The organism is Streptomyces gossypii (assembly GCF_025165795.1).
Lineage (GTDB): Bacteria > Actinomycetota > Actinomycetes > Streptomycetales > Streptomycetaceae > Streptomyces > Streptomyces gossypii.
On the sequence record NZ_JAJAGO010000001.1, the window covers coordinates 293458 to 318958 of the forward strand.

General features: G+C 71.4%; 26 protein-coding genes and 7 tRNA genes. 15 read left to right on the forward strand and 18 right to left on the reverse strand.

Features of this window, described 5'->3' with window-relative positions:
- Positions 1-13 precede the first annotated feature (13 nt).
- From LHJ74_RS01290 to pgsA, 3 genes are read right to left on the reverse strand one after another with little or no spacing between them, the layout of a single operon-like run.
- Positions 14-1174: a glycosyltransferase family 4 protein gene (locus LHJ74_RS01290; protein WP_260215501.1), complete on the reverse strand. Its 1161-nt coding sequence runs from the start codon at positions 1172-1174 to the stop codon at positions 14-16.
- Positions 1171-2082, reverse strand: coding sequence for a phosphatidylinositol mannoside acyltransferase (locus LHJ74_RS01295; RefSeq protein ID WP_260215502.1), 912 nt, complete (start codon positions 2080-2082; stop codon positions 1171-1173). Before LHJ74_RS01295 ends, LHJ74_RS01290 begins: the two co-directional genes overlap by 4 nt.
- A complete protein-coding gene (gene pgsA, locus LHJ74_RS01300) occupies positions 2079-2822 on the reverse strand; it encodes a phosphatidylinositol phosphate synthase (RefSeq protein ID WP_260215503.1) in 744 nt (247 codons plus the stop codon). The genes LHJ74_RS01295 and pgsA overlap by 4 nt, the downstream gene beginning before the upstream one ends.
- 337 nt (positions 2823-3159) lie before the next feature.
- Between pgsA and LHJ74_RS01305 the strand changes: the two genes are divergently transcribed.
- Together LHJ74_RS01305 and LHJ74_RS01310 are read left to right on the forward strand one after the other, a co-directional pair.
- Positions 3160-5358 (forward strand): elongation factor G-like protein EF-G2, encoded by a 2199-nt coding sequence (locus LHJ74_RS01305; protein WP_260215504.1) that lies wholly within the window; start codon positions 3160-3162, stop codon positions 5356-5358.
- 115 nt (positions 5359-5473) lie between these two features.
- Positions 5474-7144, forward strand: coding sequence for an AbeC-like domain-containing protein (locus LHJ74_RS01310; RefSeq protein ID WP_260215505.1), 1671 nt, complete (start codon positions 5474-5476; stop codon positions 7142-7144).
- A gap of 77 nt (positions 7145-7221) precedes the next feature.
- Here LHJ74_RS01310 and LHJ74_RS01315 read toward each other — a convergent pair whose 3' ends face one another.
- A complete protein-coding gene (locus tag LHJ74_RS01315; RefSeq protein WP_260215506.1) occupies positions 7222-7770 on the reverse strand; it encodes an HIT family protein in 549 nt (182 codons plus the stop codon).
- Positions 7771-7848: 78 nt separating this feature from the next.
- Positions 7849-9828 (reverse strand): threonine--tRNA ligase, encoded by a 1980-nt coding sequence (gene thrS / locus LHJ74_RS01320; RefSeq protein ID WP_260215507.1) that lies wholly within the window; start codon positions 9826-9828, stop codon positions 7849-7851.
- A gap of 224 nt (positions 9829-10052) precedes the next feature.
- Between thrS and LHJ74_RS01325 the strand changes: the two genes are divergently transcribed.
- Positions 10053-10739, forward strand: coding sequence for a 3'-5' exonuclease family protein (locus LHJ74_RS01325; RefSeq protein ID WP_260215508.1), 687 nt, complete (start codon positions 10053-10055; stop codon positions 10737-10739).
- A gap of 22 nt (positions 10740-10761) precedes the next feature.
- Here the strand turns inward: LHJ74_RS01325 and LHJ74_RS01330 are convergent, their stop codons facing one another.
- Positions 10762-10938: a hypothetical protein gene (locus LHJ74_RS01330; protein WP_260215509.1), complete on the reverse strand. Its 177-nt coding sequence runs from the start codon at positions 10936-10938 to the stop codon at positions 10762-10764.
- A 187-nt stretch (positions 10939-11125) separates the two neighbouring features.
- Between LHJ74_RS01330 and LHJ74_RS01335 the strand changes: the two genes are divergently transcribed.
- Together LHJ74_RS01335 and LHJ74_RS01340 are read left to right on the forward strand one after the other, a co-directional pair.
- Positions 11126-12283, forward strand: a complete 1158-nt coding sequence (locus LHJ74_RS01335) for a sensor histidine kinase (protein ID WP_260215510.1) — start codon at positions 11126-11128, stop codon at positions 12281-12283.
- Positions 12271-12933 (forward strand): LuxR C-terminal-related transcriptional regulator, encoded by a 663-nt coding sequence (locus LHJ74_RS01340; protein ID WP_260215511.1) that lies wholly within the window; start codon positions 12271-12273, stop codon positions 12931-12933. The genes LHJ74_RS01335 and LHJ74_RS01340 overlap by 13 nt, the downstream gene beginning before the upstream one ends.
- Positions 12934-12954: 21 nt before the next feature.
- On the opposite strand, the gene LHJ74_RS01345 is transcribed toward LHJ74_RS01340, so the two are convergent.
- The 4 genes from LHJ74_RS01345 to LHJ74_RS01360 form a co-directional block, all read right to left on the reverse strand.
- A tRNA-Val gene (locus tag LHJ74_RS01345) sits at positions 12955-13026 on the reverse strand.
- Positions 13027-13084: 58 nt separating this feature from the next.
- Positions 13085-13561: an SRPBCC family protein gene (locus LHJ74_RS01350; RefSeq protein WP_260215512.1), complete on the reverse strand. Its 477-nt coding sequence runs from the start codon at positions 13559-13561 to the stop codon at positions 13085-13087.
- A 99-nt stretch (positions 13562-13660) separates the two neighbouring features.
- Positions 13661-13732, reverse strand: a tRNA-Val gene (locus tag LHJ74_RS01355).
- Positions 13733-13757: 25 nt separating this feature from the next.
- The gene (locus LHJ74_RS01360; RefSeq protein WP_260215514.1) at positions 13758-14102 is read right to left on the reverse strand and encodes a TIGR02611 family protein; all 345 of its coding nucleotides are present in this window, start codon (positions 14100-14102) and stop codon (positions 13758-13760) included.
- Between the two features lie 190 nt (positions 14103-14292).
- Between LHJ74_RS01360 and LHJ74_RS01365 the strand changes: the two genes are divergently transcribed.
- The gene (locus tag LHJ74_RS01365) at positions 14293-14706 is read left to right on the forward strand and encodes an SsgA family sporulation/cell division regulator (RefSeq protein WP_003959770.1); all 414 of its coding nucleotides are present in this window, start codon (positions 14293-14295) and stop codon (positions 14704-14706) included.
- A 188-nt stretch (positions 14707-14894) separates the two neighbouring features.
- Positions 14895-15461 carry a CGNR zinc finger domain-containing protein gene (locus LHJ74_RS01370; protein WP_260215515.1) on the forward strand — a complete coding sequence of 189 codons (567 nt, stop codon included), beginning with the start codon at positions 14895-14897 and terminating at the stop codon, positions 15459-15461.
- 92 nt (positions 15462-15553) lie between these two features.
- On the opposite strand, the gene LHJ74_RS01375 is transcribed toward LHJ74_RS01370, so the two are convergent.
- Both LHJ74_RS01375 and LHJ74_RS01380 read right to left on the reverse strand, forming a co-directional pair.
- Entirely contained in the window at positions 15554-15733 is a 180-nt protein-coding gene (locus LHJ74_RS01375) for a hypothetical protein (protein WP_375546635.1), read from the reverse strand.
- Between the two features lie 85 nt (positions 15734-15818).
- Positions 15819-16358 carry a hypothetical protein gene (locus LHJ74_RS01380; protein ID WP_260215517.1) on the reverse strand — a complete coding sequence of 180 codons (540 nt, stop codon included), beginning with the start codon at positions 16356-16358 and terminating at the stop codon, positions 15819-15821.
- Positions 16359-16461: 103 nt separating this feature from the next.
- Between LHJ74_RS01380 and LHJ74_RS01385 the strand changes: the two genes are divergently transcribed.
- A complete protein-coding gene (locus LHJ74_RS01385) occupies positions 16462-16968 on the forward strand; it encodes a DsbA family protein (RefSeq protein ID WP_260215518.1) in 507 nt (168 codons plus the stop codon).
- A gap of 64 nt (positions 16969-17032) precedes the next feature.
- On the opposite strand, the gene LHJ74_RS01390 is transcribed toward LHJ74_RS01385, so the two are convergent.
- Genes LHJ74_RS01390 through LHJ74_RS01400 form a run of 3 tightly spaced genes read right to left on the reverse strand, consistent with a single transcriptional unit; the run spans position 17033 to position 19858 of the window.
- A complete protein-coding gene (locus LHJ74_RS01390; protein ID WP_260215519.1) occupies positions 17033-17872 on the reverse strand; it encodes a GNAT family N-acetyltransferase in 840 nt (279 codons plus the stop codon).
- 4 nt (positions 17873-17876) lie between these two features.
- Positions 17877-18698, reverse strand: coding sequence for an aminotransferase class IV (locus LHJ74_RS01395; protein WP_260215520.1), 822 nt, complete (start codon positions 18696-18698; stop codon positions 17877-17879).
- Positions 18695-19858, reverse strand: a complete 1164-nt coding sequence (locus LHJ74_RS01400; protein WP_260215522.1) for a chorismate-binding protein — start codon at positions 19856-19858, stop codon at positions 18695-18697. The genes LHJ74_RS01395 and LHJ74_RS01400 overlap by 4 nt, the downstream gene beginning before the upstream one ends.
- Positions 19859-19980: 122 nt before the next feature.
- Between LHJ74_RS01400 and LHJ74_RS01405 the strand changes: the two genes are divergently transcribed.
- The 5 genes from LHJ74_RS01405 (at position 19981) to LHJ74_RS01425 (ending at position 20431) form a co-directional block, all read left to right on the forward strand.
- Positions 19981-20053: transfer RNA gene (locus LHJ74_RS01405), tRNA-Gly, on the forward strand.
- Positions 20054-20081: 28 nt separating this feature from the next.
- A tRNA-Cys gene (locus tag LHJ74_RS01410) sits at positions 20082-20152 on the forward strand.
- 1 nt (position 20153) lies between these two features.
- A tRNA-Val gene (locus LHJ74_RS01415) sits at positions 20154-20225 on the forward strand.
- A 28-nt stretch (positions 20226-20253) separates the two neighbouring features.
- A tRNA-Val gene (locus LHJ74_RS01420) sits at positions 20254-20325 on the forward strand.
- A gap of 34 nt (positions 20326-20359) precedes the next feature.
- Positions 20360-20431, forward strand: a tRNA-Val gene (locus LHJ74_RS01425).
- Between the two features lie 85 nt (positions 20432-20516).
- Here LHJ74_RS01425 and LHJ74_RS01430 read toward each other — a convergent pair.
- From LHJ74_RS01430 to LHJ74_RS01440, 3 genes are all read right to left on the reverse strand, one after another.
- A complete protein-coding gene (locus tag LHJ74_RS01430; protein ID WP_260215524.1) occupies positions 20517-20843 on the reverse strand; it encodes a TFIIB-type zinc ribbon-containing protein in 327 nt (108 codons plus the stop codon).
- A 45-nt stretch (positions 20844-20888) separates the two neighbouring features.
- Positions 20889-21929 (reverse strand): phosphotransferase family protein, encoded by a 1041-nt coding sequence (locus tag LHJ74_RS01435; RefSeq protein WP_260215525.1) that lies wholly within the window; start codon positions 21927-21929, stop codon positions 20889-20891.
- A gap of 170 nt (positions 21930-22099) precedes the next feature.
- On the reverse strand, positions 22100-22309 hold the full coding sequence (locus LHJ74_RS01440; protein WP_260215526.1) for a hypothetical protein: 210 nt from the start codon (positions 22307-22309) through the stop codon (positions 22100-22102).
- Between the two features lie 797 nt (positions 22310-23106).
- On the opposite strand from LHJ74_RS01440, the gene LHJ74_RS01445 reads away from it, so the two are divergent.
- A complete protein-coding gene (locus LHJ74_RS01445) occupies positions 23107-24423 on the forward strand; it encodes a serine/threonine-protein kinase (protein WP_260215527.1) in 1317 nt (438 codons plus the stop codon).
- Between the two features lie 362 nt (positions 24424-24785).
- The gene (locus LHJ74_RS01455; protein WP_260215528.1) at positions 24786-25478 is read left to right on the forward strand and encodes a maleylpyruvate isomerase family mycothiol-dependent enzyme; all 693 of its coding nucleotides are present in this window, start codon (positions 24786-24788) and stop codon (positions 25476-25478) included.
- Positions 25479-25501 lie beyond the last annotated feature (23 nt).

The window sequence follows — 25501 nt, forward strand, 5'->3', positions numbered from 1 at the left end:
GGGCAGCAGCCCTTCAGTCGCGTGCCAGGCCGAAACGGGCACGCAGGCCGGTGCGCTCGTCGGGCGCCACGGTGGCCGAGCCGTCGGTCACGGTCTCGTAGACGGACAGGATGTCGGCACCGACGGTCGACCAGTCGAAGCGGCGCACATGGCTGCTGCCCTTCGCCCTGAGCGCGGCCAGCCTCGCGGGGTCGCAGAGCAGTTCCACGGCGGCGTCCGCCAACGCGTCGGGGTTCTCGGTGTCGAACAGCTGGCCCGCGTCACCCGCGTCCAGGACCTGGGCGAAGGCATCCAGGTCGCTGGCGAGGACGGCCGCGCCGGAGGACATCGCCTCCACCAGGATGATGCCGAACGACTCGCCGCCCGTGTTGGGCGCGACATACAGGTCGACGCTGCGGAGCAGCCGGGCCTTGTCCTCGTCGCTGATCATGCCGAGGAACTCGACCTGGTCGCGCACCTCGGCCGGCATTCCGGCGACGGCCTCGGCCTCGTCACCGCGCCCGGCGATGAGCAGCCGGGTGCCGGGCACCGCCTCCAGGATCCGCGGGAGGGCCTTCATCAGCACCGGCAGGCCCTTGCGCGGTTCGTCGATGCGCCCGATGAAGCCGATGGTGCCGCCCTGCCATTCGGCCTTCGGCACGGCGTCCGCGAAGAAATCGACATCGACGCCGTTGGGGATCACCACGGCGTCCCCGCCCAGGTGTTCGACGAGTGTGCGGCGCGCGTACTCGCTGACCGCTATCCGGGCGCTGATCTTCTCCAGTGCGGGCTGCAGGATCGGATATGCCGCGATCATCGCCCGTGAGCGGGGGTTGGAGGTGTGGAAGGTGGCCACGATGGGCCCCTGCGCGGCCCAGCAGGTCAGCAGCGACAGCGACGGAGTGGTCGGCTCGTGGAGATGGAGCACGTCGAAATCGCCGTCGTGCACCCAGCGGCGCACCCGGGCCGCCGAGAGGAAGCCGAAGGTGAGCCGCGCCACCGAGCCGTTGTACGGCACCGGCACTGCGCGCCCGGCAGAGACGGCGTACGGCGGCAGCGGGGTCTCCTCGTCGGACGGGACGAGGACCGACACCTCGTGCTGGAGTCCGATGAGGTGCTCCGCCAGATCACGGATGTGGAACTGGACGCCGCCGGGGACGTCCCAGGAGTAAGGGCAGACGATCCCGATCCTCACGCTCGCTCCCCACGTGGCCCGAGGTCCTCGAGCCAGAGCCGTTGCAGCATGTGCCAGTCCTGGGGGTGCTCCGCGATCCCGGAGGCGAAGACATCCGCCGTCGACTGTGTCATAGCCTGTGCCTTCTCGCGCCGCGTACCTGCCTCGGGCACCTCCACGGGCGGGTGCACCCGCCCCTTCATCACCGGGGTTTCGTCATACCAGAGTGTCACCGGCATCAGCAGTGCCCCGGTCTGCTGGGCCAGCATGGCGGGTCCGGCGGGCATCCGGGCCAGGCTGCCGAAGAATTTCACCTCCATGCCGGAGGCGGACAGATCGCGGTCGGCGACCAGGCAGACGAGTCCGCCCGCACGCAGCCGCCGGGCCAGCGTGCCGAAGGCTGCGGCGCCGTCGTGCGGCAGGACCTCCATGCCCAGGCTCTCGCGGTAGGCGACGAAGCGGTCGTAGAGCGACTCGGGCCGCAGCCGCTCCACGACGGTGGTGAAGGGCGCCCGCAGATGGCTGGTCAGCCAGACTCCGGCCAGATCCCAGTTGGCCAGATGCGGCAGGGCGAGAATCACTCCCCGAGGGGAGGCGATGGCGTCCGTCAGCCGTTCTATGTCATGGATACGGACGCCGCCGGCGACGCGTTCCGGGCTCCAGGCGGGCAGCCGGAAGGACTCCATCCAGTAGCGCGCGTACGAGCGCATACCGGCCCGGGTGAGGGCCGCCAGCTGCTCCGGTGAGGCTTCCGGTGCCACCCGGGCGAGATTCCGCTCCAGCTGCCGTACGCCGCCGCCGCGCCGCCGCCAGGCGCTGTCGGCGGCGCGGCGGCCCAGTCCGACGGCGACCGGCTCGGGCAGGCGCTTGACCCCGGCCCAGCCGAGGCCGTACAGCGAGGCCGTCAGCCGTTCCCGGGGGGCCGTCATCCCGTCTCGCCTCCCGTGCCGGACGAGGCGTCCGCTCCGGAACCCGCCCCGGACCGTGCCTGGGACTGGGACTCGGACTGAGCCTGCGCCTGGGACTGCTGCGGGGACTCGGCGTCCGCCTCCGCCGCCTCGCGCCGCACCGTCACCACCCGCTGCACGAGCGTGACCAGTGATCCGGCGGCGACGACCCACAGCGCGATCGGCAGCAACCACTCGATGTACGGGACACCGAACGTCTCCAGTCCGGCGAACCCCGCCGCGACCAGTGAGATGACGAGCCGCTCGGCGCGCTCCACGAGCCCGTTCACCCGCACCGGCAGGCCGATGCTCTCGCCGCGCGCCTTGGTGTACGACACGACCTGGCCGCTGGCCAGGCAGAAGAGGGTGACCGCACAGAGCGTGAGGTCGTCACCGCCGCCCGCGTACCAGAGGGCGAGCCCGGCGAAGATCGCGGAGTCCGCGACCCGGTCCAGGGTGGAGTCCAGGAAGGCGCCCCAACGGCTGGACCGGCCCAACTGCCGGGCCATGTTGCCGTCGACCAGGTCGGAGAAGACGAAGAGGGTGATGACCACCGTGCCCCAGAAGAACTCCCCCCTGGGGTAGAAGGCAAGCGCTCCCGCCATCACGCCGCCGGTGCCGACGAGCGTGACCGCGTCCGGACTCACCCCGAGCCGGAGCAGCAGGGTGGCGAACGGTGTGAGAACACGCGTGAAGAAAGCACGCGCGTACTTGTTCAGCATGGCCTTCCCGAGGGGTCGATACGAACCGGGCAGCCGACGGGCCACCGGGGTGTCCCATCGTAGTCAGGCGTCCGGGGCGTCTGCGCGGGCACCGTAGGCCGGGCTCCGTGCAGGACGTATGGACGAGCGCGGACACCGGTGGAAAGCTCGAGGGACAAGTTTCTGGCGACCCGGTCCCTCGCTGCCGGCCGGAAGGCGGACACATGACCCCTCCCCTTCTCGAGCGACGGAGCGTCTCACCCGGCTTCCCGGAGCCTCACGACGGCCAGGCCCCGACCGGACTCCCAGGACGCAATTCCCCCGGCCGAAGCCGAGGGTCCCCTCACGGGAGGTAACCATGGGCGACAAGGCGAACGCACACACCGGAGCCGCCGGCAGGGTACGGGTGGCCGACCGCCCCGCCGCGCGGCGGAACGTGGTGCTGGTCGGCCACAGCGGTTCCGGCAAGACGACGCTGGTCGAGGCCCTGGCACTGGCCTCCGGTGCCGTGAACCGGGCGGGCCGGGTCGAGGACGGCGGCTGCCTGTCCGACTACGACGAGATCGAGCACCGGCAGCAGCGTTCGGTGCAGCTGTCCCTGGTGCCGGTGGAGTGGGGCGGCATCAAGATCAATCTTCTGGACACCCCCGGCTACGCGGACTTCGTAGGTGAGCTGAGGGCCGGACTGCGGGCGGCGGACGCGGCCCTCTTCGTCGTCTCGGCGGCGGACGGGGTGGACGGCACGACCAGCATGCTGTGGCAGGAGTGCGCGGCGGTGGGGATGCCCCGCGCGCTGGTCATCACCCATCTGGAGGCGACGCGGTCCGACTTCCAGGAGATGACCGCGATGTGCCAACGCGAGTTCGGCGGGGAGGACCCCGACGCGGTGCTCCCGCTCTATCTGCCGCTGTACGGAACTCCGGGCCCGGACGGCCACGCGCCGGTGACGGGGCTGACCGGGCTGCTGTCGCAGCGCGTCTTCGACTACTCCGGCGGTGAGCGGACCGAGCGGGACCCCGGCCCAGGAGAGCTCCCGGCGATCGAGGAGGCGCGCAACCGCCTCATCGAGGGGATCATCGCGGAGAGTGAGGACGAGACCCTGATGGAGCGCTATCTGGGCGGGGCGGAGTGCGACGTCAGGACCCTGGTCACGGACTTGGAGAAGGCGGTCGCACGGGGCGTCTTCCACCCCGTGCTGGCGGCCGCCCCGGCGGCGGAGGGCGCGAAGCACGGCCTGGGCACGCTGGAGATCCTGGAGCTGATCACCGGCGGCTTCCCGACGCCGCAGGAGCGCGGCATCCCCGCCGTCACCAGCCCGGACGGCGCACCCCGTCCGGCACTGTCCTGCGATCCGGCCGGCCCGCTGGCCGCCGAGGTGGTGAAGACCTCCTCCGACCCGTACGTGGGCCGGATCTCGCTGGTACGGGTCTTCTCCGGCACTGTGCGGCCCGACGAGGCCGTGCATGTCTCCGGGCACGGGCTCGCCGACCGCGGGCATGAGGACCACGACGTCGACGAGCGCGTGGGCGCGCTGTCCACGCCGTTCGGCAAGCAGCAGAACTGGCTCGGCCATGCGATCGCGGGCGACCTGGCCTGCGTCGCGAAGCTGACCCGGGCCGAGACGGGCGACACTCTCTCGGACCCGAGCGCCCCGCTGCTGATGGAGCCGTGGGCGATGCCCGATCCGCTGCTGCCGGTCGCCATCGAGGCGCACACGAAGGCGGACGAGGACAAGCTCTCGCAGGGTCTGGCCCGGCTGGTGGCGGAGGACCCGACAATGCGGCTGGAGCACAACCGGCACACCGGGCAGCTGGTGCTGTGGTGCCTGGGCGAGGCCCATATGGACGTCGCACTGGAACGGCTGCGCACCCGCTACGGCGTGCGGGTGGACAAGGTCCCGCACCGGGTGGCGCTGCGCGAGACCTTCGCCGAGCCCGCGACGGGACGCGGACGGCATGTCAAGCAGTCCGGCGGGCACGGGCAGTACGCGATCTGCGAGATCACGGTGGAGCCGCTGCCGAACGGCTCGGGCATCGAGTTCGTCGACAAGGTGGTGGGCGGCGCGGTGCCGCGCCAGTTCATCCCGTCCGTCGAGAAGGGGGCGCGTGCCCAGGCCGCGAAGGGCGTGGCCGCCGGATACCCGCTGGAGGACATCCGGATCACTCTGCTGGACGGCAAGTCGCATTCGGTCGACTCCTCCGACGCCGCGTTCCAGACCGCGGGCGCGCTCGCACTGCGGGAGTGCGCGGCCGAGGCCCGGATCCATCTGCTGGAGCCCGTGGTGGAGATGCGCGTGAGGGTCGCCGACGCGTACGTCGGCCAGGTGATGAGTGATCTGTCCGGACGGCGCGGCCGGGTCGTCGGCACCGAGCAGACCGCGGAAGGCAGCACGCTGGTGCGGGCGGACGTCCCGGAGACGGAGGTCGGCCGGTACGCGGTGGATCTGCGGTCGCTCTCCCAGGGCACCGGCCGTTTCTCCCGTACGTACGTGCGGCACGAGCCGATGCCCGAGCAGCTGGCCGAGAAGATCCGGCAGGAGAACAGAAACAGCGCCTGACGGGCACAGGATCTGGCCTACTCTGAGCAGGAGTGGACAACAGGTGTGCCACCGGCCGCCCTTGGGAAAGAGCCGGAGGTCGGTGCAGGCTTTCTGACGGCAGGGTGGGGGCACAGTGGCGGGGTTCGACGACCTCAGCAGCGAGGCGCCGGGGTACGACTTCAGTCCCGGTGCGGAGATCCCGCTCTCCGGCCCGGCGGGCCAGACGGCCGCGACGCACGCCCTCGCCTCGGCCGCCTACCGCGACGGCGCCGTGGCGGACTTGCTCAAGGCCAACGAGGAGGCGTCACAGAAGCCGCCCAAGCTCTCCCTTTTCGAGCCGAATCTGGGCGAGGCGTTCGCACGCGGGGTGCAGATCAGAATGCTCGGTGGCGCCCGCAAGCCGCTGATCCAGTCCTTCGGTACGGAGCCGCGGGCCGTGGTGGAGCACTGCCTGGCCGCCAACCGCATCCGCAAGGAGCGGGACGCACGGCTGACCGTGGTCATGGTGATCTTCGGCTTGCTGTTCCTGCCCGGAGTACTGCTGTGGCTCCTCGCCTTCCAGCTGCGCCGCTCCATCGCGGGCTCGCAGAACAAGCGGGTCGGCGCCTTCGGGACGGCGGCGCTGGTCGGGCTGGGCGTGCTGGCGGTCATCTTCCTGATCAGACTGCCGTTCGAAGGCTTCTGGGCCCTGTATCTGCGGGTCATGCTGGTCGCGCCGCTTGCCGGGTGGCTGTGGGCCAAGCAGATCTGCGAGCGGTACGCCAAGGATCTGCGGGCCCGCTGGTCCTCGCTGCTCTCCGGCGGCGGGATCGGCGCGAAGATCCCGGAGGCGGTCCAGCAGAATCCGAACGACGCCGCGGCCGAGCGGATCCGGCTCTCCCTGGCCAAGGTCGGCGCCGAACAGGCCAGCAACCTGGTCTACTACGCCGGGCCCAAGGGGATATTGGGGATGGGCACCCGCTGGGGCAGCTGGCAGCTCGCCGAGGAGCTGCGCCCGGCGGACCCGAACGTCGAGATCAACCCCTTCCGCAGCTGGGACGTCGTGCGGGCGATCCACGACCAACTGGGAATGCTGGAGCGCGGCCCGCTGCACACCGGCGGCTTCCCGACACCCCGGATACAGCACTGGATCGTGTCGCCCATCGGCGAGGGTGCGAAGGAGGTGAGCCGTCCGGAGGGCCAGGAGGTCGAGGGCTTCCGGATACGGGACTTCGAGGTCCAGCGGATCTGCAACGAGCAGCAGTTCAGCAGCGGCAACCGGCACTATCTGGGCGTGCAGTTCGTGCTCTGGGACGGCCAGCTGGTGATCACCCTGCTGATCACGGTCACCGTGCTGCACCACACCCTCCGGGTCGAGGTCACCGGGCACGCACTCGGGCCGGTGCATCCGCTGTTCACCACCAAGCCGAAGGCGAAGACCAAGGACGTCTCCAAGAGCGTGCGCTTCTGGGAGACCAAGACGGTGACGCTGCCGCTGGTGGAGACGAAGGAGGTGGTCCGGCTTGCCGCGCGTGCCCCGTTCACCTGGTTCCCGCCGGTGCTGGACTTCCTCGGGGGCAAGCTGTCGCTGCCGGAGCCGTTCGGACTGCGCCACGCCTGGGCGGACAAGCCCTGGCGGCACCGCTTCATGGCGGACGACGCGCTGCGCACCGCGACGCCGGTGCTGCGCGTCGTGCACGAGGCGGCAATCCGGGTGCTGGAGGAGAACGGCTGCCAGACGGAGAACTTCGGCTCCCGCTCGCAGGTGCTCAGCGGCGCGGTCCAGGCGCCGGTGCCGGGGAAGGCCGACGTGTACGACGCCTGACATACGACGCCTGACATATGACGTCGACGTACGGCGCCGATGGACGGCGCCCGGTCGGACCGGCCGTGTCCCGCCGGTCAGGCCTCCGGCCAGGCGTCGGCGAGCATGGTGCGGGTCTCGGCCAGCAGCTGCGGCAGGATCTTCGTATGGCCGATGACCGGCATGAAGTTGGTGTCGCCACCCCACCGGGGCACCACGTGCTGGTGCAGATGGGCGGCGATGCCCGCGCCCGCGGCCGCGCCCTGGTTCATGCCGATGTTGAAGCCGTGTGCGCCCGAGGCGACCCGCAGCGCGGTCATCGCGCGCTTGGTGAACTCCGCCAGCTCGACGGTCTCCTCGAAGGAGAGGTCGGAGTAGTCGGCGACATGGCGGAACGGCACGGTCATCAGGTGCCCGCCGTTGTACGGATACAGGTTCAGCACCGCGTAGACGTGGGCTCCGCGCGCGAGGACGAGGCCCTCCTCGTCGCTCTTGACCGGAATTGTGCAGAACGGGCAGCCGTCGCCCGAGCCCGGACCGCTCGGCTTGTTCTCCCCCTGGATGTACGCCATCCGGTGTGGCGTCCACAGGCGCTGGAACGCGTCCTGCACGCCCACCCCGGTCTGCTGCTCGGGCTCGCTCGTCATAAGGCCAGCATATGCGGCGGTCCGGGCTCGGCAGCGGCGAGGGCCGCCCCCCGGCGGGAGCGGCCCTCATCTCCGGGCTCAGACCTGGATGCGCCGCTCCACGGCGTCCGCGATCTCGGCGAGGGCCTCCTCCTGGGGGATGCCGTTCTTCTGCGAGCCGTCGCGGTAACGGAAGGACACCGCGCCGTTCGCGACGTCGTCGTCACCCGCGATGACCATGAAGGGCACCTTCTGCTTCTGCGCGTTCCGGATTTTCTTCTGCATCCGGTCCGAGGAGCTGTCCACCGAGACCCGCAGCCCCCGCTTCCTCGCCTCGCCGGCGAACGTGTCCAGATAGGGGACATGCGCGTCGCCGATGGGGATGCCGACCGCCTGGACAGGCGCCAGCCAGGCCGGGAAAGCCCCTGCGTAGTGCTCCAGCAGCACCGCGAAGAACCGCTCGATGGACCCGAACAGCGCCCGGTGGATCATCACCGGCTGCGGCCGGGTGCCGTCGGCCGCGCTGTACTCCAGCTCGAAGCGCTTCGGCTGCTGGAAGTCCACCTGGATCGTCGACATCTGCCAGGTACGGCCGATCGCGTCCTTCGCCTGCACCGAGATCTTGGGACCGTAGTAGGCCGCACCACCCGGATCCATCACCAGTTCCAGGCCCTGCTTGTCCGCGGCCTCCCGGAGCGCCTCGGTGGCCTCCTCCCACTCGGCCTGCTCACCGATGAACTTCTCGGAGTCACCCCTGGTGGAAAGCTCAAGATAGAAGTCGCTCAGACCGTAGTCGCGCAGCAGGTCCAGCACGAAGGTGAGCAGGCCGTCCAACTCGTCCGGCATCTGCTCCTTTGTGCAGTAGATGTGCGAGTCGTCCTGGGTGAAGCCCCTGGCCCGGGTCAGGCCGTGCACCACTCCGGACTTCTCGTACCGGTAGACCGTCCCGAACTCGAACATCCGCAGCGGGAGTTCCCGGTACGACCGCCCGCGCGCCCGGAAGATCAGGTTGTGCATCGGGCAGTTCATGGCTTTGAGGTAGTAGTCCTGCCCCTCGAACTCCATGGGCGGGAACATCGACTCGTCGTAGTGCGGCAGATGCCCGGAGGTCTCGAAGAGCTTCGCCTTGGTGATGTGCGGGGTGTTGACGAACTCGTATCCGCCCTCCTCGTGCCGCTTGCGCGAGTAGTCCTCCATGACCCGCCGCACCACACCGCCCTTGGGATGGAAGACGGCGAGCCCGGAACCCAGCTCCTCCGGGATGGAGAAGAGGTCCAGCTCGGAGCCGAGCCTGCGGTGGTCGCGCTTCTCGGCCTCGGCCAGGAACTCCAGATGCGCCTTGAGCTCGTCCTTCGTCGGCCAGGCGGTGCCGTAGATGCGCTGGAGCTGCTTGTTCTTCTCGCTGCCCCGCCAGTAGGCGGCGGCACTGCGCATCAGCTTGAACGCCGGGATGTTCCGGGTGGTGGGCAGGTGCGGGCCGCGGCACAGGTCCTTCCAGCACAGCTCGCCGGTGCGGGCGTCGAGGTTGTCGTAGATGGTGAGCTCGCCGGCGCCGACCTCCGCCGAGGCGCCTTCGGCCGCTTCCGCCGCCGCGCCCTTGAGGCCGATCAGCTCCAGCTTGTACGGCTCGTCCGCCAGCTCCTCGCGCGCGTCGTCATCGGTGGTGACCCGGCGGGAGAAGCGCTGCCCCCGCTTCTGGATCTCCTGCATCTTCTTCTCGACGCGCTTGAGGTCCTCAGGGGTGAAGGGCTCCTCCACGTCGAAGTCGTAGTAGAAGCCGTCCTTGATGGGAGGGCCGATGCCGAGCTTGGCCGTGGGGAAGAGCTCCTGCACGGCCTGGGCCATCACATGTGCGGTGGAGTGCCGCAGGATGTCCAGCCCGTCCGCACTGGTGAGGGCGACCGGCTCGACCTCGTCGCCGTCGGCCAGCACACTGGCCAGGTCCTTGAGGGCACCCGCGACGCGGACGGCGACCACGGAACGGTCACCCTCGAAGAGCGCGGCGGCCGTGGTGCCCGTGGTCACCACACGTTCTTCCCGCTCGGAATCGCGTTGGATGATCACACGGACGTCTGTCACCGGTTCTCTCCTGACATGCTGACTGGGCCGCGCCGGACGAGTGCCGGGCGAGGCTGGAATCGTACCGAGCGTCCACCCCGCTCCGCGAAACGGATTGCCTCGGCCCTTGACTGCGTCCCACGTGAGGCGGTGCCCCGCAGCGGCCCCCGGTGAGTTGGGTTGACCTCGGCCGGGGTGCGGTATCACCAGCCAGGGACCGCGGCGCGGACACCGGGGGTGGGGACTTGGGGCTCTGGTACGAGGGACCACTCGCGGCATTCGCCACCGTGACGACCGGCGTGGACACCGAACGTGACCGGATAGCGTCCGCAGCCCTGCTGGTGCAGCCCGGCACCGACCGGCCGCCGCACGTGCGCCGATGGCATGTCGGCCCGGGAGTGCCGGGGCCTGTGATCGAGGAGCTGGCCCGCGCGCTGGCGGACCACGCTGAGGCGGGCATCCCGCTGGTGGTGATGAACGCACCGTTCGGCCTGACGCTGCTGGACCGCGAGCTGACACGGCACCGCGACGTCACGCTGACGGGCTGCCTGCGCCGTTCCTCGCTGTGCGTGCTGGACCCGCTGGTCCTTGCCCGGCACCTGGACCGGGACCTCGAGGGGCGTCTCACCCCCGACGTGCTCTGCGCGCGCTACGGCGTGCCGGCCGGGGAACGAGCCGGGGGCGTGGACGGCACCGTCCCGGCCGCCGCGGACGCCGCTGCTGCCCTGACCGCCCTGCTGCTCGTACGCGCCCTGGGGCGGCACTTCGCGCCCCGGCTGTCCCGGTACAGCGCGGCCGAACTGCACGCCCTGCAGGCCGTCTGGTACGCGGCACGTGCCCGTGGCCTCAGCTCGTGGTGCGCACCCGTCGCCTCGGGGCACCCCGTACACCCGGCCTGGCCGCTGCGCTCCCGGCTGCGGCGCGGTGGCTGACTGCGGCGCTCCCGGCGCCGCTTCACTCGGCGCGCCGCAGCACCACCAGCCCGACTATGGTGCCGAGCGTGCACAGGCCCGTCAGTGCGCTCAGCACAAGCTGCAGCGGACCGTCGTCCACGAGCTGGCTCAGGACCACGTTGGCACCGAGGAAGAGCAGGAGTACGGTCCACAGCGACGCCTTGAGCGCAGCGTTCATCGGGGGTCCTTCCGGGAGTTGCCGTAGTCGTCGTGGTTGTCGTGGTCGTCGACAGAACGGCAACGCTACGACCGGGGACCAGCTGTGGCGATGGAGTTTGCTCCCGGAGCATGGTGGAGCGCGCTGTACCGCGCTTCGGGGAGTGGGCTCGTCTCCCCTGCCCCCCGCTCTCGCATACGGTGAGCACATGAAAGCGGCCCTGCACGCGGCGTGGCGGGCGTTCTGCCATCTGCTCGTCGGCTTCGCCCTCTCCCTCGTCTGTTACGTGGCGATCCCGCTGTTCGTCCTGTGTGCGGCGATGGCGGCAGCGCTGATCGGTGCCGCGACCTGGCCGGAGGCGGTGCTCGCGCTGCGCCGGCTCACCGGGTTCGCGCGGGTGCGCGCGGGCGGGCGCCTGGGCGCCCGGGTGCCGGAGCACTATCTGCCCATGGGCGGTCCGCTCACCGAGCGGGTGCGTACCGCCAGCTGTGACCCGGGCACCTGGCGGGACGCGCGCTGGCTGGTGGCCCAGGTGCTGATCGGGCCGATGCTGCTCTACGTCGCTCTGCCCCTGTGGCCGGTGGCCCTGCTGGTGGACCTGGTCTGGTGCGGGCTGCTGCGCGGGCGCCCGGTGCTGCTGCCGGTGTTCGACGCCCTGGCGGACCTGGACGCACGCTGGACGGCGGTCCTGCTGCGACCCTCCCCCAGCGCCCAGCTCGCCGAACGGGTCCAGGAGCTGTCCGTGACCCGGGCCGGCGCGGTCGCCGCACACGGCGCCGAGCTGCGCCGGATCGAACGCGATCTGCACGACGGCGCGCAGGCCCGGCTGGTCGCCCTGAGCATGCGGATCGGGCTCGCCCGGCGGGCCTACGGCTCCGACCCGGAAGCGGGCCGCCGGCTGCTGGACGACGCGCAGCAGCAGGCCGAGGAGGCCCTCGCGGAGCTGCGGCAGGTGGTGCGGGGCATCCATCCGCCGGTCCTCACCGACCGTGGCCTGACGGGTGCCGTACGGGCGCTGGCCGCGGCCCATCCGCTGCGGGTGACGGTGAGCGCCCCCGGCGAGGAGATGGCGCCGCGCGCGGCGGCGGCCGTGGAGGCGGCGGCGTACTTCGTCGTCGCCGAGGCCCTGACGAACGCCGCCAAGCACAGCGGCGGCAGCTTCGTCAAGGTGACACTGGACCGCACGCAGCCCTCCGTGCTGCGGATCCGGGCGGAGGATGACGGGTGCGGCGGTGCGCGGGAGGAGCGGGGCAGCGGGCTGCTGGGCATCCGCCGCCGGGTGGCGGCGCTGGACGGCACCGTAGCCTTGGACAGTCCTGTCGGAGGACCGACCGTCGTCGAGGTGGAGCTGCCGTGCGTGTGGTGATCGCGGAGGACAACGTACTGCTGCGGGAGGGCCTGGTCTTGTTGCTGACCACCGCGGGACACGAGGTGACCGGCGTCGCCTCTACCGGCCCCGAGGTGCTGCCCGCACTGCTCAGCGGCCGTCCGGACGCGGCGGTCCTGGACGTGAGGCTGCCGCCCGGTTTCCGTGACGAGGGGCTGCGCGCCGCGCTCGCGGCCCGCCGGGAGATGCCCGACCTTCCGGTGCTGGTGCTGTCGCAGTACGTCGAAGAGGCGTACGCGGCCGAGTTGCTGGCCGGCGGAGCCCGCGGGCTGGGCTATCTGCTCAAGGACCGGGTGGGGCGGGTGGAGGAGTTCCTGGAGGCGCTGGAGCGGGTCGCGGAGGGCGGCACCGCCCTGGACCCCGAGGTCGTCACCGAGCTGATGTCCCGGCGCGGCAGGGAGGATTCGCTGGAGTCGCTGACTCCCCGTGAACGCGAGGTGTTGCAACTGATGGCGCAGGGGCACGGGAACACCGAGATCGCGAGCAGGCTGTCGGTGTCCGAGCGCGCGGTGAGCAAGCACATCGGGAACGTCTTCGTGAAGCTGGGGCTGCCGCCGAGCGACAGCGGGCACCGGCGGGTGCTGGCGGTGCTCGCCTACCTCAACGCCGGAGGCCGGTCCGTCGGGTGACGGACCGGCCTCGGGTCGGTGTGGGCGATACTGGGTTCGAACCAGTGACCTCTTCGGTGTGAACGAAGCGCTCTTCCACTGAGCTAATCGCCCCCCTGCACGCCGCCGGATCACAAGACCCCGGGGCACGGGCAGAACCATACCGTGCCGCTCACTCTTCCTCCAACCCCCTTCCCGGTGACCGCAGCAGCAGCCTGCGCAGCCCGCGGCGGCCGCTGCGCATCATCAGCGCGTGGTTGGCCAGGAACAGCGGCCGGCAGGGCACCGCCAAGGCCCGCATCAGCGGCTTGCGCACCTCCACCCGCTGCTCGTAGACGGCGCGGGTGCCGCCGCCGTCCGGGAGCAGGGTCCAGCGTGCCCACCCCTCCAGATCCCCGTGCATCACGATCTCCAGAACGCCCTCGGCCGGGTCACTGCGGACGGCGTGAGCGGTGATCTCCAGGTCGTACGGGAGGAGGGAGCGGAAGCGGGCGACGCCGGACAGCTCGTCCCGGGGCCGCACCTCACGCACCTGGGGCCACCAGGAGGGGTACTCCTCGCCGCGCTCCAGCACCCGGTAGACGGCGTCCGGGGGTGCGGGCAGCAGCCAGGTGCTGTGGAAGTGGTACTGGTGCCACGCTGTGCCCACGGCGTCTCAGCCTGGCGGGACTGCGGTGGGATGCGGCAGATCGATCCTGCGCGATGCCTCGGTCATCAGATCGATTCTACGATGAGCCAACCGGGCCGGTGGGCGATACTGGGTTCGAACCAGTGACCTCTTCGGTGTGAACGAAGCGCTCTTCCACTGAGCTAATCGCCCGCTGCGGGCACCACATTACCGCATGTCAGGGGGTGCTCATGCCCTTTCGTGCCGCCCGCTCCGCCCTGCGCCGCTTGAGGTAGCCGGTGCCGTCGGCGAGCTTGCCCTTGGTCCAGCGCATCACGATCTGCGCCCAGACGAACTCCGTCGCCCAGACCGCCATACCGCCGAAGATGATCAGCCATCCCGGACCGGGCAGCGGCAACAGGATCACACCGGTGACGACGATCAGCAGGCCGACCAGGAAGACCCCGACCTGCCAGCTCATGTGCAGGGGGCGGCGTGCCTTGATGAACTGCGGGGCCCGCGAGCCCAGCGGCCGTTCTTCCTTCTTCACATCACTCTGCTTCGCGTCACTCTGCGCATCCATAGTGGCAAATCTACCGGACCCTCTGCCCTCACCCGTCTGGCCGTAGGACGAAACCCTCACTTAGGCCAGTCGAAGGACCCGAAGCCTCACAAATCGGTCAGAGGGGTTTACAACCGACCGGTAGGTGGCATGTCGATTTCGCCGACGTGCGAATCCCCGAGCGCACACTGAGCGAAAGGCCCTGGCGCTTATGAACACCACGGTCAGCTGCGAGCTGCACCTGCGCCTCGTTGTTTCGAGCGAGTCATCACTGCCTGTACCCGCGGGCCTGCGGTATGACACGGCCGATCCCTATGCCGTGCACGCCACCTTCCACACCGGCGCCGAGGAGACCGTCGAGTGGGTATTCGCCCGCGATCTCCTGGCCGAGGGCCTGCACCGGCCCACCGGCACCGGTGACGTCCGGGTCTGGCCCTCCCGCAGCCACGGCCAGGGAGTCGTCTGCATCGCCCTCAGCTCCCCGGAGGGCGAAGCCCTGCTCGAGGCCCCCGCGAGGGCGCTCGAGTCCTTCCTGAAACGCACCGACGCGGCTGTGCCGCCCGGCACCGAGCATCGTCACTTCGACCTGGACACGGAGCTCTCGCACATCCTCGCGGAGAGCTGAGACCCGCCGGCCCGCCACAGCCGTCCGACTCGGGGCGACGGCTGGGGGTCCACTCCCCTGTGGGGGCCGGTGGCCGTACACGGCGCACGGTGACGCCGCCAGCGCACGACTCGTGCGGTGGCGGCGTCACCGTGCGCCCGAGCGGCTAGGCTGTTTCGGTACCGGATCCGTTACGGTCAGGAGCGACGGTGCAGATCAACCACGACACTCAGTGCGCACTCGACGACGTCGTCGATCTGCTGAACACCGCGCCCGACGGCGACACTCCCGACAACCTGGTCACGGTCGCGGACCTGCGCGCCTACGCCGAGCGCAACGACGTCAGCGGCGTCGGGGAGCTCACCGAGAGCGACCTGGCCGCCGTCCGGTCGGTGCGGGACCGCTTCGCCCGGGTCTTCGCGGCGGACGAGGCGCGTACCGCCGCACAGCTGGTCAACGGCCTGGTGGCCGAAGCGGGCACGACACCTCAGCTCACCGATCACGACGGCTACGACTGGCACGTCCACTACTTCGCCCCCGGCGCCTCCCTGGCACACCACATCGCGGCCGACGGCGGGATGGCACTCGCCTTCGTCATCGTCGCCGGAGAGCGGGACCGGCTCAGGCGCTGCGAGGCCCCCGAGTGCCCGCGCGCCTTCATCGACCTCTCCCGGAACCGCTCTCGCCGCTACTGCGACAGCCGCACCTGCGGCAATCGCCTGCACGTGGCCGCGTACCGGGCGCGGCAGCGCGAGTCTGCGCACACCCCCGGCTGACGGCGCGCCCCGCTCACCGGGCTTCCGGCCGGTCACGGCCCGACCCGTCACGGCCTGACCGGTCACAGCCGTGGCGGTCACAGCCGTGGCGGTCACAGCAGGAACAGGTCATAGGCACCCGTGATCCCCAGCAGCGCGCCGATGACGGCCAGGAACAGCATCAGCGGCGGCTGTGAGAGAGCGAAGAGACACCCTCGTCTTTCCGGAAGAGCGGGCATCTCGGGCGAAGGTTCATCGACCCCGCGCGGGGGGTTCTGCGTGGTGTGCGGCATCTCGCCGCGATGATCGCCTACTCACCTGCCGGAACGCGCTCAACACGCCAGCACGGGCGAGGAGTTCGCCCGGCCGAGGGGTTCGTCAGATGCCGTGCTTCTTGAGAATCGCCTCGATGTCCGAGAAGTCCTCTCCGCCGCCGGAACCACCGGCCTTCTTGGACCCGGACTTCTGCCTGGACCCGGACTTCGCCTTCCCCTCCGGCTTCGCGCCGGCGGAGCGGCCCGCTCCCAGGGACGGTGCCGAGGCTCCCGGGGCCGCCGCGGCCTGCTCGCGCTCGGCACGGGCAGCGGCACGGCGCTCCTTGCGCGGGCGGGGATCGCTCCCGTCCCCCGCGGACCGGCCGGCCGCGACACGTGCGATCACATAGAGCACGACGGCGACAGCCAACACCCCGAAGCCCGACCAGACGCTGGGCTTGAGCACCAGATCGGTACCCCAGTCGCCCACCGCCGTGCCGACCTCGCTGCCCAGCTCGACCAGCCCGGCCATGGCCAGCCCGACGGGCAGCAGTGCGAAGGCCGCGAGACGAAGCGCGGCGACGAAGCGGCGACGGTAGGCCGTCAGGAAGGCGAGGGCCAGCCCGGCCGCCGAGAGCGCGATGCAGACGGTCGTGGTGAGCATGTCTCCATCGTGCACTGTTTACAGGCGTTATGGGGCATGCCCAGCAGGATTTTCAGGGGGATCTGCGGGAGGCTCCTCCTCCCTGAGTGGGAGACTGTGGACCATGAACGACTCCCATGAATCCCACCCCGTACTCGACATCTGGTGCGACCTCGAGTGCCCCGACTGCCACCGGGCGCAGGATGACCTGCGCGCGGTGGGGGAACATTACGGGGAGGCTCTGGAGATCCGCTGGCGGCACTTCCCGCTGGAGAAGCACACCCACGCCTATGCCGCCGCACAGGCCGCCGAGGAGGCCGACGCGCAGGGCAAGGGCCAGGAGTACATCAAGGCCCTGCTGGAGCGCACCTCCGACCTCACGGCGCGCGGCGAGGCGGTGCTGACCGAGCTCGCCGCCGAGCTCGGGCTGGACGTCGGGGAGTTCGAGTCCGCGCTGATCGACGGGCGGCACCTGCTGGCCGTGGACGCCGACTACGCGGAGGCCAAGGCCATCGGTGTGACGGGGACCCCGACCTATGTGATCGACGGGGAGCGGCTGGACGGCGGCAAGACCCAGGAGGGGCTGCGGGAGCGGATCGAAGAGATCACGGACCGGCTGCTCGGCCGCTGAACCGGACGGCCCCGCGGCGGGCGGACGCGCGGTGCGGGGGCCCGGCGGCCCCCGCCCCCTGCGGCTACAGCCGCTTGTACAGCTGGTGGTCCAGCGGCCGGTAGCCCAGCGACTCGTAGAGATGCAGGGCAGGCGCGTTGTCGGTGTAGACGTTGAGTCCGAGCAGGCGCACCCCGGCGGTGCGGGCCTCGACTTCGGCGAGCAGCATCAGCGCCCGCCCGTGGCCCCGTCCGCGCAGCGCTTCCTCAACCTCCACCGCGTAGACCCAGCCCTCCACGCCGGGCCGCGGTGCGCCGTCCACACGGATCCAGACGGTGCCCACGTCCGTGCCGTCCCGCGTCAGGACGCGCATGACCATGCCCGGGGTTTCGGGACCGCCGGGCAGCAGCGTGCTGTGGGCCCGATCCGCCAGGATCTGTGCCTCCCGGGCGGGGAGTCCCCGTTCGGCCTGGATCTCCACCTGCCGCACGCTGTCCCGTTCGCGCCACGCCGTGTAGTCGGCCTCGGTCATCGGACGGCCCTCGCTGCCCGGCGGCAGCGACGGCTCGTCGTCGTGCGCAAGCTCCTTGACCATGCCACGGGACCCCTCGCGGTGCCCGAGTGCGAAGGCGAGACTCAGCGCGCCCGCCGAACCGGCCGGGACCGCGCTCTCCACCCGGTCGCAGCCCCAGTCCCGCAGCACCTCCTCTGCGGCCAGCAGCGCGACGGTGGCCCGGCCCCGCCGACGCTCGGCCGGGTCGACGGCCAGTTGCCCGATCCAGCCGGTACGGGGCCCGTGCTGCTCCCCCGTGCTCAGCCGGACCGTGCCCACGGCACGCGCGTTGACGCAGATGTCGTACGCACGGGAGCGGGTGCCCGCCGCCGTCCGCTCCTCGGGCCCGGCCGGGCGCAGGGTGGTGGTCACCGGCTCAGGCCTCCGGGTCGGCGGTGGAGCGCTCGGCGAAGACCCTCATGGCCTTCGCGGTGACCGGGCCCGGGACGCCGGGCAGTTCGCGGCCGTCGACACGGCGCACGGCCTGGACATCGCGGAGGGAGGAGGTCAGGAAGATCTCCTCGGCGCGGTCGAGGACGTCGAGCGGAAGATCGGTCTCGCGGGCGCCGGACCACTCCGCGACCAGTGCGCGGGTGATGCCCGGCAGGCAGCCGGAGGCGAGGGGTGGGGTGTGCAGTTCGCCGTCCAGGACGACGAAGATGTTGGAGCCGGTGCCCTCGCACAGCCGGCTGGCCGTGTTGCCGAACACCGCCTCCGTCGCGCCGTGCTTGCGCGCGTGGGCCAGCGCGACGACGTTCTCCGCGTAGGAGGTCGTCTTCAGTCCCGTCAGCACGCCGCGCTCGTTGCGAGTCCAGTCCACGGTGACCACAGCGGTGGTGTCGGGCCGCCGGGGCGTCTCGCCGAGCGCGACCACCAGCGTGGGCCCGTCCTCACCCCGGTCGGAACCGAGAGGTGAAGGGCCACCGGTGTAGGTGATCCGCAGCCGCCCGAGCGGCATCGGGTTGGCCTCGATCACCGCGGCGCACGCACGGCGCACCTCGTCGGCGTCAGGCTCGGGGAGACCGAGCCCGTGCGCCGAGCGGGCGAGCCGCGTCAGGTGACGGGTGAGCGCGAAGGGAACACCGTCGGTGGTCTTGATGGTCTCGAAGACTCCGTCTCCGGCGGTCACTCCGTGGTCGAGCACGGACACCCGCGCGTCACCCAGGTCCCGCAGCGAGCCGTCGAGCCAGATCCTCACGTCGTCGTCTCCTTCAGTGGTTCAGTCAGTGGTTCAGTCGTTTCGGTCGTTCTCCCGGCGGTGAGCCCGCCGTCCCGGTACTCACCCGACGCTACCGCGAGCAGCCGGGCCGCCTTGAGCTCGGTCTCCCGCCATTCCCGCTCGGGATCGGAGCCCCAGGTGATCCCGGCCCCGGTGCCGAACCGCAGCGACGGACCGCCCGGACCGTCGCGTTCGATCCAGAAGGTACGGATGCCGACAGCCAGTTCGCCGGTGCGCCGGTCGGCATCGACCCAGCCCACACCGCCGCAGTACGGACCGCGCGCGACCGGCTCCAGTTCGGAGATGACACGCAGCGCACGGGACTTGGGCGCGCCGGTCACGGACCCGGGCGGAAAGGTGCCGTCCAGCAGCCGGGCCCAGCCGCTGTCACGGTGTTCGTCCGCCAGTTCGCCGCGCACGGTGGAGACGAGATGGACGAGGCCCGGATGGTCCTCGACCTCGCACAGTGCCGGGACGGTGACCGAGCCGGTGGCGCAGACGCGGCCCAGGTCGTTGCGGACCAGGTCGACGATCATCACGTTCTCGGCGTGGTCCTTCGCCTGCAGCTCCGCGGCGGTGCGTCCGGTGCCCTTGATCGGACCGGAGGTGACGGTGCTGCCGTCGCGGCGCAGATACAGCTCCGGCGAGGCGGTGGCGACCTCGATCCCGTGCGCGGGCAGCCGGACGACCCCGGCGTGCGGGGCGGGGTTGCCGTGCGCCAGCGCCGCGCCGAGCCGGTCTATGTCGCTGACCGCCGCATCCCGGCCGCCGGGCAGCGGTGCGCTCAGCACCCGGCACAGGTTTGCCTGGTACACCTCCCCCGCCGCTATGTGCCGGCGGATGCTGCGCACACCGGCGGTGTAGGAGGCGCGGTCCAGCGAGGTGCTCCAGTCGCCGGGGGCGGGTCCGCGCCAGCGGCCGGAGGCGCCAGACGCCGCCGCCGTCAGGCCCGTCCGATCCGTTCGGCCCGTGCGAGCCCGCCGTACGTCGCCGAAGCGGGCGCAGGTCAGTCCGCCCTCGAAGTCCGCGACCACCGCCCACCAGCCCGAGGAATCAAGCGCGGACGGGTCGCTGGTGACATCGCGGAGATCACCGGCGACGAGGCCGCCGAAGCGGGCGAGCGGAGGGGGGACGGGCACAGAACGAAGTGTATGGGTGGCCGTCCGGCAGCCACGCTGCGGAAACGGAATTTGAGCTGGCCCGGGAATCCGCTAAAGTTCAACACGTCGCCCGGACGCTAGCGCTTCGGGAGGCGACATCTGCGGACGTAGCTCAGCTGGTAGAGCATCACCTTGCCAAGGTGAGGGTCGCGAGTTCGAATCTCGTCGTCCGCTCGGATGGGGGTACTGTGTCCCCTGCCATGGTGGAGTGGCCGAGAGGCGAGGCAACGGCCTGCAAAGCCGTCTACACGGGTTCAAATCCCGTCTCCACCTCGGACGATTAGCTCAGCGGGAGAGCGCTTCCCTGACACGGAAGAGGTCACTGGTTCAATCCCAGTATCGTCCACTGTCCGCCTTCGGGCGGATTTCGCCCCGCGCGATTAGCTCAGCGGGAGAGCGCTTCCCTGACACGGAAGAGGTCACTGGTTCAATCCCAGTATCGCGCACGCAGCACGATGTCCGCGCCCGGCGCGGGCGAGCGGACGATTAGCTCAGCGGGAGAGCGCTTCCCTGACACGGAAGAGGTCACTGGTTCAATCCCAGTATCGTCCACAGCGCGGAAACCCCCGGCCGGATTCGGCCGGGGGTTTCACGTTATGCGCAGGGGTCACCGCAGGCACACGGGCACCCGGCCCCTTCAGGACGAGAACAGCATCCGGCCGAAGCCCTGACGGCCACCATGCTTGCCGTGGTGACCCTGATGGCCACCGTGGTAGCCGTGCTGACCCTGGTGCGGTGCGCCCCAGGCGGGGGCGGCCGGGTACGCCTGCGGGGCGGGGCCGGGGCCCTGCGGGGGCGGCGGCGGGCCCGGGGCGGGCTGCTGCGACCACTGCGACTCGAAGCGGCTGAGCGCGTCCAGCTCGCCGTAGTCCAGGAAAATCCCCCGGCAGCCGCCGCACTGCTCGATCTGGACGCCACTGCGGTTGAAAGTCTGCATCGGCGCGCCACACTTGGGACACTGCATCGTCGGCTTCATCTCCTCGACGTTCGCTTCACTGGCAGGCCCACCCTACGGCCCCTGAACTGCGTGCAGTTGGGCAATACGGTTACAGGACTCCACCAGTGCCTCCTCGTCCTCGTCGAGCGCGCGGCCCGCGGCGGCCGCCTTCGCGACGGCGAGCGCCGCGCTCTGTGCCGTCAGCGCACGTGCGGGGGCGTCCAGTTGTGGCCAGGGGTCGGAGCCCCGGGTGCCGGACGCTTCCTGGTAGGCGTCGAGCATGCGCGCCCAGGCGTCCGGCGACAGCAGCCCGGACGCGTACCAGGCGGCGGGGCGGGCGAGATCCCAGGCAGGATCACCGGCCCCGAGATCGTCGATGTCGATGAGCCGCCATCCGGGGGCGCCGGGTGAGGGAGAGCGGACCAACTGCCCCAGGTGGAAGTCCCCGTGGCAGAGCGCGCGCGTGCTCGGGATGGTGCCGGGGTCCTCGGCACGGCACCACGCGGGGAGCCCGGCCCAGACGCGTTCGGTCGCGTCCCGGGCGGCTTGGTGCTGCCGGCCGATGCGCGGATCGGTGCGCCCGGCGGTGATCCCCGCGGCGCGCCCGGCGGTGGCGGCGCGCATCCGGCCGAGCGCCGCAGCGGCCTTCGCGGGCCCGCGCATCGCGGGAAGCGCGCCCGGCAGCCGACCGCCCAGCGGGCCGAGTGCGACGGCATGCAGCCGGGCCAGCACCGTGCCGGCCGCCTCCCAGGGCGCCGAGAGGGGTTCGTCCGGGTCGACCGGCACACCGTACGGCCACACCGTCGCGAGCCGCCCGCCGTCCAGCCGGGCCACCGCGGCGGGAGGCAGCGGCGGCAGCAGTATCCCGGCGAGCGCGTGGTCGGCGGCGATCCGGACGCGTACGTCCAGCGCCGCCGGGTCCGTGTCGGCGGCGTGTGCCTTGGCTACTGCGGTTCCGACCCGCACCACCGTGCCGTCCGCCCGGTCCGACAGCAGCGACTCCCCGCATGCACAGCTGTCGTGGGTGCGGGCCCGAATACGACTGCGGGCGCGCGCGAGACCGGCGAGAGTGCGGGTGAGCGCCGCGGCCCCGGGGTCGCTGTCCGGATTCATGCGCCCGGATCGTACGCGGCGCGCTGGTGGCATCCGCGTCCGGACGCCCCGAAGCCCGGGCAGCTCCCCAGCTGCCCGGGCTCTCGTGCCGTCCGCCGCACCCCCGTCCCCACGGGGCTGATGGCCGGATGTCCCCGACTCGGGCCGCTCTCCCGAGCCCGGGGCGCTTCTCAGCGCCCCAGCATTCCGGCCACGGACGACGCCTGTGTGGCCACTGCGTCCACGCCGCCGAAGACGACGGCGAGGACCAGGGCCAGCGGGAGCACCATGGCGGCTGCCACCAGCGGGTGCCGTCGGCCCCCGGGACGCACGCCGACTGCGGCGATCGCCGCAAGCCTTCCGTGTGCCCGGGACGCCGTACGTCCTGCCGTGTGCGCCATGATCCGCTCCTGTCTCTGGGGCGGCGGGCGTCTGACCTCGGGGGACGAGTGCTGCGCCCGCCGCTTGAGAGCAACATTAGGCGGGGGGCCCGAGCGCGGCGTCATGCCCGCGTACCGACTGCATGGCCTCCCGCAGGATGACAGCCCGCGATCTCGGATACTCCCTAGGGTGGAGAGCTCCTCGCGGACGCCGGGGACATCCCCCAGGGGTAATCCGCGACGAACCGGACTCCGCAGGTCAGCGGCGCGGTCCGGCCCGTGTATGGGAAGGGCGGGCGGCTTACGGGCGCCCTGCGCCCCCTTGCGGGGAGGACCTGGAGCCCGGCGGAGCGGCAGCGCGCACCGGCAGGCGCGGCGGGTCGGCGTACGGACCAGCGCGCACACCGGCGTACGAGCCGGAGAGCAGGTGACTTCCCTCACTCGGGCGCCGCCCCGCAGCCGCGCCTGGCGGGCAGCACCGCTGCCTCCACCCGTCGGAGCAGCGTGCGCACCGCCTCCGCCTCCGGCCCTCAGCTGCGGTCCGTCTCGTTCCCGGGACTACGTCAACCTCCTTTGCCCGTGCGGACATTGGGCTGACCGGTCGGCGACCCACCAGGCCCGGCGACCGCCTGCGGCCCGCCCCGTCCGGCTGTCAATCTGGGCATTGACAACCCGTCTGGCGGCGCGTGGGCCGCCTATCGTGGCTGGGACCCCGCAGTCCGTAAGCTGTCTCTCGTCAGACGGACGGGCAGCGGATGGGGCCTCCCCCACAAGAGTTGGGGGGACAGGGGCCTCCCCACCGGAGGTAGGGAAACGACATGGCGATGATGCGGCTCCGGCGCGAGGACCCGCGAGTCGTCGGCTCGTTCAGACTTCACCGGCGCCTCGGCGCCGGCGGCATGGGTGTTGTCTATCTCGGGTCCGACCGACGGGGACAGCGGGTGGCGCTGAAGGTCATCCGCCCCGATCTCGCGGAGGACCAGGAGTTCCGTTCGCGCTTCGCCCGGGAGGTCTCGGCCGCCCGGCGCATCAGCGGCGGCTGCACCGCCCGCCTGGTGGCCGCCGACCTGGACGCGGACCGGCCGTGGTTCGCCACCCAGTACGTGCCCGGCCCCTCGCTGCACGACAAGGTGAACGAGGGCGGTCCGATGCCGCCCTCCCAGGTCGCCTCCGTCGGGGCGGCGTTGGCCGAGGGCCTGGTCGCCGTGCACGAGGCGGGGGTGGTGCACCGGGACCTCAAACCGTCGAACATCCTGCTGTCCCCGAAGGGCCCGCGCATCATCGACTTCGGGATCGCCTGGTCGACGGGTGCGAGCACCCTGACCCACGTGGGCACGGCGGTCGGCTCACCAGGCTTCCTCGCCCCCGAGCAGGTGCGTGGTGCGGCGGTGACCCCGGCGACGGACGTCTTCGCGCTGGGCGCGACCCTCGCCTACGCCGCCACCGCCGACTCCCCCTTCGGGCAGGGTAGTTCGGAAGTGATGCTGTACCGGGTCGTGCACGAGGAGCCGCAACTGCGGGACGTCCACGCGGCGCTGGCCCCGTTGATCGACGCCTGTCTGGTCAAGGCGCCAGAGGACCGGCCCAGCACCCTGCAACTGTCCCTGCGACTGAAGGAGATCGCCGCCCGGGAGGCGCGCGGCCTGCCGGACGGCGACGGCCAGCACGCGTCACCGACCCAGCCGGATCGGCTGGGTCAACGGCCGACGGGGCGGCGTGCGGACGAATACGCGCGGCAGCGCACCGAGCGGGGCCCGGCCTCCGAGCCCGGTGGAGCGGAGCGGGCATCCAGTTCCTCCCGTTCGTCGTCACCACGCGCGGCATCGTCCCGTGCCTCGTCCTCCCGTGCTTCGTCGTCCCGGACGGGGCCCCGCCCGGCGGGTGCGCGCACGAACGGCCCGGCGCGGTCGGGCGCTCGGCCGCCCGCCCGCTCCGGGGGCCGCGCCGGTCCGGGGCGACGCACGGGCGCGAACCGCAGGCTGCTGCGGCAGCGGCTCGTGGTGTTCGTGACGGTGACGCTGCTCGTCGCCCTCGGCATCGCTGCGGCCCAGGGCTGCCAGAGCTCGGTACGCGGCGCGAACACACCCGAGCACCCCCTGTCCCCCGACCGCCACCACACACCTCTAGTGCTGTGACCGGGAACGTTCACCGGCTCGCGACGCCCGGCACCTCGCCGCGTTGTCGGAGTCGCCCGGGTACGCCCGGTACCAGGGCGATCCTCCGCCTTGCGAAGTACCGCACCGGACGCCGCGAGCCCGGCAAACCTTCCCGGTCACAGCGCTAGTGTCCTGAGTCGGAGATTCGGTGGCAGTGGGCGGCGGCTTTGTCGAGGATCTCGTCGGCGTTCTTGGTCCATACGAAGGGCTGTGGGTGGTCGTTCCAGTCGGCGAGCCAGCTGCGGATGTCGCGTTCGAGGGCTGGGACGGAGCGGTGAGGGCGAGGGCATCGGCGGAAGTGAGCGCGGGGCCAGGGACTGAGGCTGGGTAGGGTCAGCGCCATGGCTTCGCTTCCCTACCTCCAGCTGCTGCGCCAGGAGTCCGCTGCATTCAGCGCCTGCCTTGGGCACGACCTGAGTTTGCCCGTCCTCCATTGCGGGGACTGGTCGCTGCGCGATCTCGCCGAGCACATGGGCCGGGGCAACCTCTGGGCTGCCGCTGCGGTCACCGACAAGCGCGGCGACTACGAGGCGCCGCCCGCACCGCGGGTGGACGCCGAGGTGCGGGACTGGTTCAACGCTTCCGTAGACGAGTTGCTGGCCGCGTTGGACACTGATCCCGCCATCGAGGCGTGGACTATCCACCCGCCGCACACTGTGGGCTTCTGGCAGCGGCGGCGTGCTCAGGAGATGTTGATCCACCGCTGGGACGCGCAGAACGCCCTGGGAGATTCTCTCCCCTTCAGCCCGGAGTTCGCGGCAGACGGCGTGGCGGAGGTCTTCGACACGATGGCGCCGCGACAGGTCAAGCTCGGACGGGCTGAACCGCCGCGCCATGCGTTCCGGCTGCGGGCCACGGACACCGGCCAGTCCTGGACTCACGGTCCAGGCGAGCCCGTGGCCGAGATCGCCGGAACGGCGCAGCGGCTACTGCTCATGCTCTGGGGACGACTGCCCGCTGACGATGCGTCGATCTCGTGGTCCGGAGACCGCGCGGCAGGAGCAGCGGCTCTCGCCGGCCCGCTGACGCCTTGACCGTTCGTCAGCCAAGCTGCAGG